We start from the raw sequence: 13,398 nt of genomic DNA on the forward strand, positions 1-13,398 counted from the left end.
GTCATGCTATCTCCTTACCCGCACTGCGGCGCAGGTTCAATAATGCCAAGTTTCTTAGCCACGTTGAGCGTGCCATTTTCGGTCTTGGCAATATACATATTCATGGCGATATGGTGATCCGCCTCCGTGATTGTCGCCGGACCTGTCGGAATATCGAAGGTCAGGCCGCCCATGGCGTCGATCATCGCTTCCCGGTCCACCTTGCCAGCCTTTTCGAGGCCTGCCTTCAGCGCCATAACGGAATTATAGTGAGTCATGACATAGAAGGAAACCACCGCATCGTCGCCATTGGTCTTGCGAATGCGCGAGACAAAATCCTGCACGCCCGGCTCGTCGGAGCTGGCGACAAACGGAACCCCGCAATACATATCCTCGCCCTTGCCTTCGCCAAAGGCGCCGAGATAGGTTTCCGCAAAACCAAGGAACGCGATTTTGACAGTCTTCGTAAGACCAAATTCTTCCGCCTGCTTGATGAAGGTGATGCCATCGGCGCCCGGCAGGGCGAACAGCAGCACTTTGGCGCCTGAATCGGCAATCTTACGGATTATCGGGGCAAAATCCTTGACGCCGAAGGGGGTATATTCCTCGCCCAGCGTTGTTCCGCCGATCTCGCCGATGATATTTTTGGCGGTCGCGAACATATTGCGTGGCCAGACATAATCCGCGCCGAACATGTAATAGCTGTCGCCGACACCGATGTCCTTGAGGTATGGAATCAGCGGCGCAGTATCCTGGTTCGGCACTGTATTAAAAGAGAAAAGATAGCGGTTGCAGATGCCGCCCTCATAGTTGGTTGCGTAGAACAGCGGCGTCTTGCCCCGCTCCATCGTGGCGGCCATGGCATCGCGCGCCGCCGATGTAATCGGACCGGAAATTGCCGCCACCTCGTCGCGTTCGATCAGCTTTTTCGCCCGTTCAACAGAGGTTTTGGGGTCTGTCTTATTGTCTTCATAGAGGATTTCGACCTGATGACCAAGAATGCCGCCCGCCGCATTGATTTCAGCAGCCGCAAGATCAAGACCCATCTTGGCCTGATTTCCGAACAGCTCCAACCCGCCTGAGAAAGGCTGCACCGCGCCAATCCGGATGGTCTTGCCCGATGCAATGGCGGGCATGCTGAAGGCCGATGCCGCCGCCGTCGCGCCGACGGCGCCGATAAAATGTCTTCTGGAAATGTTGATCATTGAGTCTTCCTCACTCTTTCTGTTTGCCTGAGGCATGGCCAAAGCATGTGTTTGCCCGGTCATTTTGAATGTGCATGGATATGCCATTTACTCTAGAAGAATCAAATAATTACCGTTATGCTCCGGCAAAATGGCCGGATTTTGGCCAAATCGGGTGGTAATTCACACATAATTCGGCTGTGTACATATTAAAACATTGTTTGTGCACAATCATCATTTGTATGACCACATATGAACATGTTTGAATCACTGGAAGGCGGATGTCGTTTCTCGAACTCAGATCGCTGACAAAAAATTTCGACGGCCTGCGCGCAGTGGATGGCTTTTCGCTTTTGCTTGAAAAGGGCAGCCTCAATGCCCTTGTCGGACCCAATGGATGCGGCAAATCCACATTGTTCAACCTGATCACTGGCGCGCTCCGGCCCGACAGTGGCAGCATCCTGTTTGATGGACATGATATCACCGGTCTTGCGCCACACCAAATTGCCCGTCTCGGGATCGGCCGCAAGTTTCAGGTGCCCGCCATCTTTGACGAACTAACCGTCCAGGAAAATTTGATCATCGCTGCCGGCCGCAGCCCAAAACGCACTGATGTCAACTCTATCCGGTCTCTTATTAGGCTGGAGGACGCACAGGATCGGATGGCCGGAGAGCTGGCGCATGGGCAGAAACAATGGCTGGAAATTGGCATGCTGCTCGCACAAACTCCAACTCTTATTCTGCTGGATGAACCGACAGCGGGCATGACAGCAACCGAAACGCGGGCCACGGCGGAGCTTATCCGCACCATTAATCAGTCAGAAAAGCTCACGGTTCTGGTTATCGAACATGACATGGCTTTTATCGAATATCTTGCCTGTCCCCTGCACGTCATGTCCAAAGGGCGCATTTTGAAATCCGGTAGCTATTCGGATATCCGGCAGGATCCGGATGTGCGGGCGCTTTACTTCGGAATGCAGGAGATACCTGCAAATGCTTGAAATAGAAAAAATATCTTCTGGATATGGGGAGGCTCTGGTGCTGCGCGACCTTTCCTGCCACATCCCGGCGGGGGAAGTCACCGCGCTCATGGGCCGCAACGGGATGGGCAAGACGACGCTGCTCAAAACCATCATGGGGCTGATCCGCGCGCGCCGCGGCAACATCAATTTTAACGGACAGCCGATCCGCGATCAGCAAACCCATTTGATTGCCCGCGCCGGGCTTGGCTATGTGCCGCAGGGACGCGAAATATTCGAAGGCTTTACAGTTGAGGAAAATCTCCGCCTCAGCCTGCTCGGCCATGGTATTTCTGACATCACTCAGCCCCTTCGGCAGATTTTTAACTGGTTTCCCATTCTCGAAGAACGCCGGGAGCAGCGCGCCGGAACCTTCTCTGGCGGACAGCAGCAGATCCTCGCCATTGCGCGGGCGCTGATTGCAAAACCGAAACTTCTTCTCCTCGATGAGCCGACGGAAGGGATACAGCCCAGCATTGTCCATGACATCGGCCTGCAACTCGCCCGCATCGCCCGCGAGACGGGTCTTGCCATCCTGATTGTCGAGCAGAATGTGGATATGATCCGCACTCTGGCCGACCGGGTGCTGTTCATGGAAAACGGGGTGATCGCCGATTCCTGTGATATTGACACGCTGCGCCGCGATGACAGCCTTATCAACCGTTATCTTTCTGTGTGAGGGAAAACATTGATGGATTTTCTCCCCATTTTTCTCGATGTCACCTCTTATATTCTCGTCCTGGTGCTGGTTGCCCTCGGGCTGATGATTGTGTTTGGTATGATGGGTGTCATCAATATGGCGCATGGGGAGCTGTTTATGATCGGCGCCTATGTGATGCTGGCCAGCCAGTCGCTGGGCCTGCCGTTTATTGCCGGCCTCCTGCTCGCCCCCCTTATCGTCGGGCTTCTCGGCCTACTGATCGAGACATTGCTGATCCGCCATATCTATCTACGCCCGCTGGATACCATTCTTGCCACCTGGGGGCTTTCTATCGCCCTCAAACAGATCATTGTTCTCACTTTCGGTCCTGAATCTCACTCTGTCGCCGCCCCCATTGACGGGGCCTTCACACTTGGCTCCGTCAGCTACCCCCTCTATCGTCTGTTGCTGATGGGGATGTCCATTTTGCTGATCGCCGGGACATTCTGGCTTTTTCTGAAAACCAGCTTCGGTCTGATGGCCCGCGCCGTTATCGCCCGCCCGACAACCGCTGCCGCTCTCGGTATTGACACCCGGCGGATGTACCGGTTGAGTTTCGTCATCGGCACGGCTCTTGCCGGTCTTGCGGGCGCGCTCGTCGCCCCCATTATCAGCGTTGACCCACAGATGGGCCTCGGCTATCTGGTGCCGGGCTTCCTGTCCATTCTTGTGGGCGGGGCGGGGCCGCTCGCCGGTGTGCTGGTCGGCGGCGCCGTAGTTGGCGGCACCAGCAATCTTCTGACCGTCTGGATATCCCCCGTCGCCGCCATGATCACCGTTTATATTCTCGCCATTCTCGTGATCCGCCTGAAGCCTGAAGGGCTCATGGGAGGGCGCCGTGCGAAATAGCCTTATCGCCCTNCTNGTCTTTGCGGGGCTTGCCATNGCCCCCGTCTTTGTCGGCAATTACTGGACGGGGCAGCTCACCGCCTATCTGGTATATGGACTGCTCGCCATNTCCCTCTCCCTCGTCTGGGGATATGGCGGNATTCTCTGNTTTGGCCAGGCGATGTTTTTTGGCATCGGCGGCTATCTGATGGCCACNATAACNAAGGGNATGATCCTGCCNGGAATCACNAGCAGCTATATCGGCCTGATTGTGGCCATCGCCGGGGCGGCACTGTTCGCNCTTGCNCTTGGCTACTTCCTNTTNGCCGGGCGCGGCGTCAGCGGCGCGTATCTCGCCATCATCACTCTGGCCATTGCCCTTGTGCTGGAACGGNTGATGAATAANTGGTATGCGCTNGGCGGCTATAACGGCCTTCTCAATGTGCCGCCAATCACCCTCAGCTTTTTCGGCGTGTCCTATGAACTTTATGANCGGNTGCCGACCTTCTANGTCATTCTCGTCATNGTCGCGGCAGTCTATGGGCTGGTCGTCCTGCTGATGAATTCCCGTTACGGCCTTCTNATGNCNGCGGTGCGCAGCCACCCGGACCGGCTTTCNTTCCTTGGCTACAATGTGCTGACCCTNCGGCTNTCCATTTTTACACTTGGNGCCGCCATAGCCGGNCTCGCGGGGGCTTTGTTCGTGACGCTGGACGGTTTCGCATCNCCCACCCTGATNGGCTTCACCCTCTCGACCGAGGCACTGATCTGGGTNGCGCTCGGCGGCAAGGAAATGATGCTGGCGGCGCTGATGGGCGCCATTCTCACCCGCTGGGCGGAAAGCTGGCTNGTNGAAATATTCGGCGATTACTGGATCCTCATCCTCGGCATTGCCTTCATGATCAGCGTCGTGCTATTGCCAAANGGATTGCTGGCGACGCCGCTACAGAAANTTGCGGGCCGCAAGCGGCTCTGACGACGGAGGGGCAATATGGGCGACATCAAACTCGAACAAAGCTGGCTTGAACAGTTGCAGGGCGAGTTNGATCAACCCTATATGANAGAGCTTGGCGACTTTCTGCGCCGCGAAAAGNCCGCCGGAAAAATNNTCTATCCCNCCGGNGGNAATATCTTCGCGGCGCTCAACAGCACGCCATTTGATGCGGTGAAACTGGTTATTATCGGCCAGGACCCCTATCACGGNCCGGGNCAGGCCCATGGNCTCAGCTTTTCCGTGCCGCCCGGCNTNCCCATTCCCCCNTCNCTCCGNAATATCTATGAGGAACTCAACCGTGATCTCGGCCTCCCNCGNCCGGCTCATGGCAATCTTGNCCGGTGGGCCGAACAAGGGGTGCTGCTGCTGAACGCCGTNCTNACGGTGGAGCAGGCNCGTGCNGGATCACATCAGGGNCNCGGCTGGGAACGGTTCACAGACGCNGCNATCGCCGCCCTCAATGACAAGCGGGAAAATNTTGTCTTCCTGCTNTGGGGCAGCTATGCGCAGAANAAAGGNGCCTTTATCGACCGNNAGAANCACCTNGTCCTGCAAAGCCCGCANCCNTCCCCNCTNTCCGCCCATCGNGGATTTCATNGGNAACGGNCATTTNTCAAANGCCAANNNCTATCTNGTAAAGNGNAGNCAANACNCCNNTNGACTGGCNGGTGGGAGAACTCGCATGAAATCGAAAGCAGAGNTNCTGNACGCCNTGCCCAAAGTCATCGGNCATCGCGGNGCGGCGGGCCATGCACCNGANAATACCCTTGCNTCCANACGNAAGGCGGCAGGATTGGGGGNTCGCTTTGTCGAGGTGGANGCCACTCTCACCTGCGANGATGAANTTNTCATCCTACATGANTCTGATCTGGGCCGAACNACAANCGGCCATGGTCCGGTTCTNCTGNNCCGNCTNGAGGAATTGCGAAAACTCGACGCGGGAGCCTGGTTTTCAAAAGCCTATAGGGAAGAAAAAATTCCCACATTGCGCGAGCTTACATCCTTATTGAAAGAACTCGGGCTCGGCCTCAATCTGGAAATCAAGCCGACCATCGGCTGGCAGATTCCGACAGCAGAGAAAATCGCCGATGAACTTGCCGATTACTGGCCGGACGAATTACCGCTGCTTGTTTCCTCTTTCATTCCGGAATCATTGCCCATCATTGCCCAGAGACTGCCGCATCTGCCGCTGGGTTATCTGACGTCTGCCATTCCGCCGGACTGGCAGACGCGGATGCGGGGTTATGGGGCCTCCAGCCTTCACTGTGCCTGGCCTTTTGTGACCGAACAGGTTGTGCAGGATGTCCATGCGGAGGGGTACAAATTGCTCGCCTACACAGTCAATGATACGGAAGTGGCGACCAGGCTCTATGGCTGGGGCGTCGATGGGCTGTTCAGCGATTATCCTGATCGGCTGCTTGCACTTTCTCCGGAACAGGGATCGTGATATCAATCCGCCCTGCCGTTGCAGCGGACTGCCAATCCCTCACCGAGCTGGCCCTGGCCGCGAAAGCCTTTTGGGGATATTCGGACCAGCAGATGCTGCAATTTACCCCTGCCCTTACCGTGACGGATCAAATGGTTGCCAGATGGCGGAGTGGTGTCCTGCAGGAGACACAGGGAGCAACCGGTTTCTATCTCCTCGATGACGATGGCGCGGAAGCCGAGCTGATGCTGCTCTATGTCTCGCCACTGCATATGGGAAAGGGCTATGGACGGAAGCTTTTCACCGCTGCGGCCACCACTGCACGCAAGCGCGGACATTTGCATATCCGCATCGCCGCCGATCCGCATGCCGGGGGATTTTACAAGCGCATGGGCGCCCGCCAGAGCGGATGGTGCCGCAGCCACTGGAACAGCGCCGAAGAACTGCCCCTTTACCGTCTGAAACTCTGATCAGCCGTTGAGGATTGCCAGCGCCTGTTCATGCAGCTCTTTCGTGGCGGCAGCGATGATGGTGCCATCGGAATTGAAGCCGGGACGTTTGCCAGACCAATCGGTGATGACGCCGCCCGCCTCCTCGATCACCGGAACGAGGGCCATGTAATCATAGCTTTTAAGTCCAGTCTCGACGGCAAGATCCGCAAAACCGGCGGCCACCATGGCGTAGATATAGCAATCTCCGCCATACCGGCGGATCCGCGTAGCGCCTGCAAGTGTCTGGAATTTTTCCCTGTCCGCCTGCTGGAAATATTCAAGCGAAGTGGTCATCAGGATGGCATCCCCCAAGGATTTGCAATCACTTGTCTGGCAGCGGGCGCCGTTGAAAAAACACCCCTCTCCCTTGATGCCGATCCAGAATTCATCAAGTTCCGGCATGGAGAGGGCGCCGATGATGGCGTCTTTTTTCTGCGTATAGGCGATCAGCGTGCCGTAGAGCGGCAGGCCCGAGACAAAACTTTTCGTCCCGTCAATCGGATCAATCACCCAGACATCGGATTTATCGCTGCCGTCAAAGCCATGCTCCTCGCCCAATATGCCATGGGCCGGATAACGCTTTGCAATGGTCTCGCGGATCAGACGTTCGCATTCCTGATCGGCAATGGTGACGGGAGAACTGTCCGCCTTGCTGATGACATCCAGAGGCTGCCGGAAATAGGGCCGCGTAACCGACGCGGCAAGGGCTGCCAAATCGCAAGTGAATTCGGCAAGTAGCGCCAGATCGCCATTTACCGGGGCCTTCATATGGGGTGATCTCGACATATACTCACGCGTCTGTTAATTAGAGATGCTTTCATAACAGCAGAGCGGCGCCCGCGCCATTATTATCGGCAACCGGCTCCGCCCTGTTCAAGTCCCATCATCCTCATGTGATCCGTTGTCCGGCAAATAGTCAAATTTTGATACCGAGACCGTTTGCCGCCTTGGTCAGCATGTTGGTGGTCTGATCATTGCCGTTCATATATTCGCTCTGCGTGGCCGGATCGGCAATTTCGTTCCACATCTTGGCGATATTTTCGGGGCTGCGTTCCCCTTCCGCCAGCCATTTTCCTGCCGTCTCATTAATGATGGTGCGCGCATAGGTGCCGGCCCCCGCCGTGATGATGGTGCGGTTGGGACAATTCTCGGAAACAATATAGAGCAGCGCAGGCGTCACCGATTCCGGCGTCAGCAATTCCAGCAGGTTTTCCGGGATCAGCCCTTCCGTCATGCGGGTCGCGGCACAAGGAGAGAGGGCATTGACACGGATGCCATATTTCGCCCCTTCCAGCACCAGCGTATTCATCAACCCGATCAGCCCCATTTTCGCCGCCCCGTAATTGGCCTGACCGAAATTGCCATAAAGGCCGCTTGACGATGTGGTCATGGCGATACGACCATAATTCTGATCTCGCATGACATTCCAGACAGCCTTCGAGCAGTTGACTGATCCCATCAGATGCACATCGAGAACGAAGGAAAAATCTGCAAGGTCAATATTCGAGAAGGATTTATCCCGCAGCACGCCCGCGTTGTTCACCAGAATGTCAATGCGGCCCCATTTTGCCATTGCCGCATCGACCATGGCCATGACCTGTTCCATATCGGTGACATTGGCGCCATTGGCAATGGCCTCGCCGCCCGCCGCTTCGATTTCCGCGACGACGGCCTTTGCCGCATCGGAGGAACCGCCGCTGCCATCGACAGACCCGCCCAGATCATTGACCACCACTTTCGCGCCGCGGGCAGCAAGTCCGAGCGCATGACTGCGCCCGAGCCCATTGCCCGCACCTGTGACAATTGCCACGCGGCCATCAAATCGAATGCTCATAGTGTCTCCTCAATATTTCTTAAATGTCAGGTCATGCTCATCCCAAGCCATTCGGCGATCAGCGCTGGCTTGTCTTCACCCTTGATTTCAATGGTGACTTCCGTCTTGGTCAGATATTGGCCGGGACGTTTTTCCTCGATACTGAGAATTTTGATTTTCGCCCGTATCTCACTATTCACTTTGACCGGTTGCAGGAAGCGCAGCTTGTCGAGACCATAGTTGATACCCATTTTGATGCCATCAATCTTCGGCTGGATCTGCGGCACCAGATAGGCCAGCAGGGACAGCGTCAGGAAGCCGTGCGCGATCGTCGCGCCGAAGGGAGTTTCCTTGGCCGCCCGTTCCGGATCGACATGGATGAACTGGAAGTCATCGGTCGCCTCGGCGAATTTGTTGATGCGCGCCTGATCAATCAACATCCAGTCGGTCGGACCATATTCGGTCCCGACGGATTTCAGATAATCTTCCTTTGGAAGTCTCAGCGGGTCTGTCATTTTTTTCTCCCTATATCTTGTTGTTATGGGTTTTTTCTATCCTGTTTCTGGGAAAGGCGATAGCCTTTTCATCTCTCACGGGTGAGGCGCCCTCTCCTCATTCGTCTTTTTGCGGCATCCCGTAGCCTTTCGCAAATTGCGCGTGAACCTCTGCCATCTGTGTTTCGGTCAGTAGCACCGGCGTACCGGTTTGCAGGATACGCCAGTAGGTATCGCATAGTGTCTCTACCTCCTCCGCCAGGGAGAGCGCGCGTTTGAAGCTCGTCTCTCCCACCAACAAGCCGTGGTTCGCGAGCAAGCAGGCCTTGCGATCCTGCATGGCCAGAAGGGCATTGTCTGACAATTCCTGCGTGCCATAGGTCGCATAATCAGCGCAACGAATTGTGTTTCCTCCTGCGACGGCGATCATATAGTGAAAGGGGGGCAGTTCGATCCGCTGACAGGCAAGTGTCATCACCGCCTTGCCGTGGGTATGCAGAATGACGTTGAAATCGGGCCGGGCAACGAGCAAATCATGATGGAACCGCCATTCGCTGGATGGATTCCAGCGGCCGGAGACTTCGCCGTCGAAACTCATCTCAACGATATCGGCGGGTTCCAGCTCCTCATAGGCGAGGCCCGAAGGAGTAATCAGATAGCCGCCGTCCACGCGGACGCTGGCATTGCCGGATGTACCGTGATTGATGCCGATTTTATTCATCCGCCGGACGGCGCTAATCAGCTCCTTGCGCTGTTGAAGGTGGTTCATATCCCCATTATCCGCCTATGGTCCGTCAGGAAAGATCAAGGTCGGCAAGGGAGGCCGCAATATCCTCGGACAGCCTGCCCAAAAGTCCGCTGAGGCCTTCGGCGTAGGAACCCAAATCCCCCGGCGTTCCCGGCGCTTCATAAGACTTCACAAACCGGCCGAGCACCACATTGTCATACAGCGCCCGCACATGCCAGCGGAGGGACAGGACCGCCCGCCCATCGGAGCTTTGCGTGATATCAATGATATTGACGGCGACCTGAACGGCCTGACGGTCAGGCCGGAAATCGGCAGGATAGGGAAAGACCCGCGCCGCGCCTAGAAGAGACGACACATTGCTGGTCAGCACCCGGCGGATCGCCTCCGGCAGCGGTTCCGCCCAGTGATCGAAATCATGCACCTCTATGGCGGAACCCTGATCGAAAGTGACAATCTGCGGCCGGTCGGCATAGCCCGGTATCTGCACCGGCCCCACACCGACCGATACTCCCTCGGCAAGCGCACCGCCGGACATCTTCAGATCCCCCGCCGGTTTGAGAATGTAGAAATTCGTCGGCGCCGACCCGGGCAAGGCGGCACAGGCGGCCAGCGTGAACAACAGCCATAACAGCGGAGCAACTTTGACCAGAGCGAGGTATTTTTTAAGGGTCATCATGGTCTATCTTTTTCCGCTGATCAGGGCATTGGGGTTGCGTTCCAGGAAGTCGGCAAGACTGCGTACCGACCGGCTAGCCGCCGCCAGCTCCTGCATCATATTCATCAGATCATATTTGAAGGGCGAGCCATCGGCAATCAGACCATCGACGGAGGTAAACATTGCCTCCGCAGCGGCCAGGGTCGTCTCGATCCGTTTGACCGCGGCTTCCGTACTTTCCAGCGTTGCCCCGATGCCCGGCATCGTTGTTTTCTCGAAACTCTCCGCCACATTCCGGACCGTAGATGCCAACTGGCGGAATTCCGTGATGGTCGCCTGCAATTCACCCGAACCGATCAGCTTATCCAGCCCCTGCATGGTGCCATTGAGATTCCTGCCGATTTCCTCAATCGGCAGACGGTCAAGCTTGGCCATCAGCCGGGTGACGGAGGTGGCGATAGCCTCCAGGTCCGCAGCAACGGTGGGAATTTCCGGCAGGCGACCGTTTTTGGCAATGAATACGGCCTCCTGATCGGGCAAAAGATCAAGATCAACGATGAGCTGACCCGTCAGGAAGTTGGCGATTTTGAGCTTGGCCTTCAACCCCTTGTCAATCAGGTTACTGACCAGCTTGTGCCTTGCTTCCCGCGTTTCCTCAACCGAGCGGGCGCTTCTGCCGCTGTCCGTGATCCGCAGCCGCTGCGGTTCAATCTCGATCAGCACGGGGATATAATATTTCAGGTTATGTTCGTCGATCTCAAGACCAATCCGGCGCACGGTGCCAACCTTGATGCCTTTGAATTCCACGTTGGCGCCAACGGCAAGCCCACTCACCGACCCATCAAAATAGAGGATATAGATAATTTTCTCGGTGAAGCGTGCATCATCGCGCGCCTTTTCATTGTCATACAACGTAAATTTCTGACGCGCCGCGGCAAGAGAGGTATCCTGATGGCGTGGTGGTGTCGCAAATTCAATCCCGCCAACGATCAGATTTTGCAGGGAACTGGCCCCCACCTCGAACCCGGATGTCGTGACCGAAAGATTGACCCCGCCTGCATTCCAAAACTGCGTTCCCCCGCGCACCAGCTCGTCATATGGGTTTTCCACAAAGGCGTAGACATCAACGGCCGTCTTATCTTCCGCCAGGCGATAACCGAGCACACTGCCAACCGTCAGCCCCTTGTAGATAATCGGTGTGCCGCGATTGATATTATTCAGCTTCTCCGTTGAAAGAATATATTCCGTTCCCTTTTGGGTCGAGGTGACGACCGGCGGAATTTTAAGCCCCTCAAACTCGGTTTTGCGGGCGCCGCCCTCCCCCGGATCAATTTCGATATAGGCGCCTGAAAGCAGGGTCTGAAGGCCGCTGATACCCTGCAATCCGATGGAAGGAGAGACAATCCAGAAACTGGCCGTTTCAGTCAGATATTTTTCGGCGGTTGCCGTCACATCAACTTTGAGCGCCACCTCATTACTTTCGTCGAGAAATTCAATGCGTTTCAGGACACCGATTTCCACATCCTTGTAGCGGAGCTGGGTCTTGCCCGGCACCATGCCCTCCGCATCCTCAAAGACAATGGTGATTTCCGACCCCCGCTCCGCCAGTGTCTGAAAAATCAGATACAGGGCGACACCAAGCGCGATGGCGGGAACAATCCAGATGCTCATCAGGCTCGCATAACCCCGGCGCACCTTTGCCTCCGGCACGGCCTGCTGCTTATCCTCCGTCATCACCCATTCCTTCCGTATCCCAGATCAGTCGCGGATCAAAGGTCATCGCCGCGAACATGGTGATAATGACCACTGCGGCAAAGGCAATCGCCCCCGGTCCCGCAGTCACCGTCGCCAGCGCCTGCAACTTCACCAGAGCGATCAGGATCGAGATCATAAAAATATCAATCATCGACCAGCGACCGATAAATTCCGTAAACCGGTAAAGCAACGTGCGCGCCCGCGGCCGGGCCTGCCATTTCAATTGCACAGAAAGCGCCAGAAAAAGTAAAGCGAGAATTTTGAAGATCGGGACGAAGACACTGGCGATGAATACGACGGCCGCAATCACCCATTGTCCACCCGCCGCCAATTCAATCACCCCGCCGATGATGGTGCTGGTGGTCGGCTGGCCGAAGGAAACCACAGTCAGAATCGGGTATACATTGGCCGGCACATAAAGGATTGCTGCCGCGATCAGCAACGCCCATGTCCGGCTCATACTGTCGGGCTTGCGGCGGTGCAGGGCCGTCCCGCAGCGCGGACAGATATTGCCATGCCGCCGCCGGTAGCTGTCGGAAACCAGCAGGTTACAGATATGGCAGGAGACGGCTTCGATGGATGCCGCGGTGAGCCGTGCCTGTTGCTGCGCCCCATTCATACCGCCAGTTCCTCAAGCCGGGCCCAAAGCGCCCGCGTATCCAGGGTCAGATAGGCCATAACCGTCGCGATCACCATCAGGATAAAGGCGAACAATGAAAGGCCAATTCCCACATCAGCAAAATCCTGTAACTTCACAAAGGCAACAATAATGCCGAGAATGAAAATTTCCGACATCGCCCAGGGCTTCAGAAAGACAAGCAGCCGGATCTGAAGCTTCACAAATAGTGGCGCCCGACCAAGGCGGAGTGGCAATAGCAATGTCACCAGCACCAGCAGCACGGCAAGCGGTGCAAATACGCTGAAAATGAAAACGGCGATACCCAACTCCCAGTAACCCGCCTGCCAGAAAGCAATTGCCCCATCAATCAGCCGGTTCGACTCTGTCTGTCCTTCCATCTCGAAAGTAAGCAAGGGGAACAGATTGGCGAGAATAAAAAAGCTGAGGCCAGTCAGCGAGAAGGCCAGCGCCCGATCAAGGCTGTTGCGATGCCGCACGAATAACAGCGCCCCGCAGCGAATACAATGTCCCTGCTCTCCTTCGCGGATGTCGCTCACCAAATGCAGCAAATCGCATTCGGGACAGGCCATATGACTCTCGGTGTAGGTAAAGTGACGGTCGATCCTCATACCACTCTTTCAACTGGAGATCAGGGATGGAGGATAGTCGGACCCTTCGCCGCATTCAATTGAT

The 13,398-nt window shown here is 56.1% G+C and carries 15 protein-coding genes and 1 pseudogene; 7 read left to right on the plus strand and 9 right to left on the minus strand.

The genetic code is table 11. The features are described 5' to 3' along the window. Window positions 1-14: 14 nt before the first annotated feature. Window positions 15-1,184 (minus strand): substrate-binding protein, encoded by a 1,170-nt coding sequence (locus tag CMN55_RS04130; protein ID WP_293948271.1) that lies wholly within the window; start codon window positions 1,182-1,184, stop codon window positions 15-17. A gap of 260 nt (window positions 1,185-1,444) precedes the next feature. Between CMN55_RS04130 and CMN55_RS04135 the strand changes: the two genes are divergently transcribed. The 7 genes and pseudogenes from CMN55_RS04135 (at window position 1,445) to CMN55_RS04160 (ending at window position 6,600) form a co-directional block, all read left to right on the plus strand. Next, window positions 1,445-2,164, plus strand: a complete 720-nt coding sequence (locus tag CMN55_RS04135; protein ID WP_293948272.1) for an ATP-binding cassette domain-containing protein — start codon at window positions 1,445-1,447, stop codon at window positions 2,162-2,164. Beyond that, a complete protein-coding gene (locus tag CMN55_RS04140) occupies window positions 2,157-2,861 on the plus strand; it encodes an ABC transporter ATP-binding protein (protein WP_293948273.1) in 705 nt (234 codons plus the stop codon). Before CMN55_RS04135 ends, CMN55_RS04140 begins: the two co-directional genes overlap by 8 nt. Window positions 2,862-2,873: 12 nt before the next feature. Continuing rightward, window positions 2,874-3,731 (plus strand): branched-chain amino acid ABC transporter permease, encoded by an 858-nt coding sequence (locus CMN55_RS04145; RefSeq protein ID WP_293948274.1) that lies wholly within the window; start codon window positions 2,874-2,876, stop codon window positions 3,729-3,731. Then, the gene (locus CMN55_RS04150) at window positions 3,721-4,686 is read left to right on the plus strand and encodes an ABC transporter permease subunit (protein ID WP_293948275.1); all 966 of its coding nucleotides are present in this window, start codon (window positions 3,721-3,723) and stop codon (window positions 4,684-4,686) included. Before CMN55_RS04145 ends, CMN55_RS04150 begins: the two co-directional genes overlap by 11 nt. Window positions 4,687-4,701: 15 nt before the next feature. Beyond that, window positions 4,702-5,547, plus strand: a pseudogene (gene ung, locus CMN55_RS17060) (uracil-DNA glycosylase). Then, complete coding sequence (locus CMN55_RS04155) at window positions 5,429-6,151, plus strand: glycerophosphodiester phosphodiesterase family protein (protein WP_459253642.1); 723 nt, start codon at window positions 5,429-5,431, stop codon at window positions 6,149-6,151. Before ung ends, CMN55_RS04155 begins: the two are co-directional and overlap by 119 nt. Next, complete coding sequence (locus CMN55_RS04160; RefSeq protein WP_293948277.1) at window positions 6,148-6,600, plus strand: GNAT family N-acetyltransferase; 453 nt, start codon at window positions 6,148-6,150, stop codon at window positions 6,598-6,600. The genes CMN55_RS04155 and CMN55_RS04160 overlap by 4 nt, the downstream gene beginning before the upstream one ends. Here the strand turns inward: CMN55_RS04160 and hisN are convergent, their stop codons facing one another. The 8 genes from hisN to CMN55_RS04200 all read right to left on the minus strand — a co-directional run bounded on the left by hisN (window position 6,601) and on the right by CMN55_RS04200 (window position 13,334). Further along, window positions 6,601-7,407 (minus strand): histidinol-phosphatase, encoded by an 807-nt coding sequence (hisN, locus tag CMN55_RS04165; RefSeq protein ID WP_293948278.1) that lies wholly within the window; start codon window positions 7,405-7,407, stop codon window positions 6,601-6,603. A gap of 130 nt (window positions 7,408-7,537) precedes the next feature. Continuing rightward, window positions 7,538-8,455, minus strand: coding sequence for an SDR family NAD(P)-dependent oxidoreductase (locus tag CMN55_RS04170; RefSeq protein ID WP_293948279.1), 918 nt, complete (start codon window positions 8,453-8,455; stop codon window positions 7,538-7,540). 26 nt (window positions 8,456-8,481) lie between these two features. Continuing rightward, a complete protein-coding gene (locus CMN55_RS04175) occupies window positions 8,482-8,949 on the minus strand; it encodes a MaoC family dehydratase (RefSeq protein ID WP_293948280.1) in 468 nt (155 codons plus the stop codon). 97 nt (window positions 8,950-9,046) lie between these two features. Next, complete coding sequence (locus CMN55_RS04180) at window positions 9,047-9,697, minus strand: class II aldolase/adducin family protein (protein WP_293948281.1); 651 nt, start codon at window positions 9,695-9,697, stop codon at window positions 9,047-9,049. Window positions 9,698-9,722: 25 nt separating this feature from the next. Continuing rightward, entirely contained in the window at window positions 9,723-10,352 is a 630-nt protein-coding gene (locus tag CMN55_RS04185; protein ID WP_293948282.1) for a PqiC family protein, read from the minus strand. Between the two features lie 3 nt (window positions 10,353-10,355). Further along, window positions 10,356-12,065, minus strand: coding sequence for a PqiB family protein (locus CMN55_RS04190; RefSeq protein ID WP_293948283.1), 1,710 nt, complete (start codon window positions 12,063-12,065; stop codon window positions 10,356-10,358). Further along, complete coding sequence (locus CMN55_RS04195) at window positions 12,052-12,705, minus strand: paraquat-inducible protein A (protein ID WP_293948284.1); 654 nt, start codon at window positions 12,703-12,705, stop codon at window positions 12,052-12,054. Before CMN55_RS04195 ends, CMN55_RS04190 begins: the two co-directional genes overlap by 14 nt. Continuing rightward, window positions 12,702-13,334, minus strand: a complete 633-nt coding sequence (locus tag CMN55_RS04200; RefSeq protein WP_293948285.1) for a paraquat-inducible protein A — start codon at window positions 13,332-13,334, stop codon at window positions 12,702-12,704. Before CMN55_RS04200 ends, CMN55_RS04195 begins: the two co-directional genes overlap by 4 nt. Window positions 13,335-13,398 lie beyond the last annotated feature (64 nt).

This window comes from Sneathiella sp. (assembly GCF_002694385.1).
Lineage (GTDB): Bacteria > Pseudomonadota > Alphaproteobacteria > Sneathiellales > Sneathiellaceae > Sneathiella.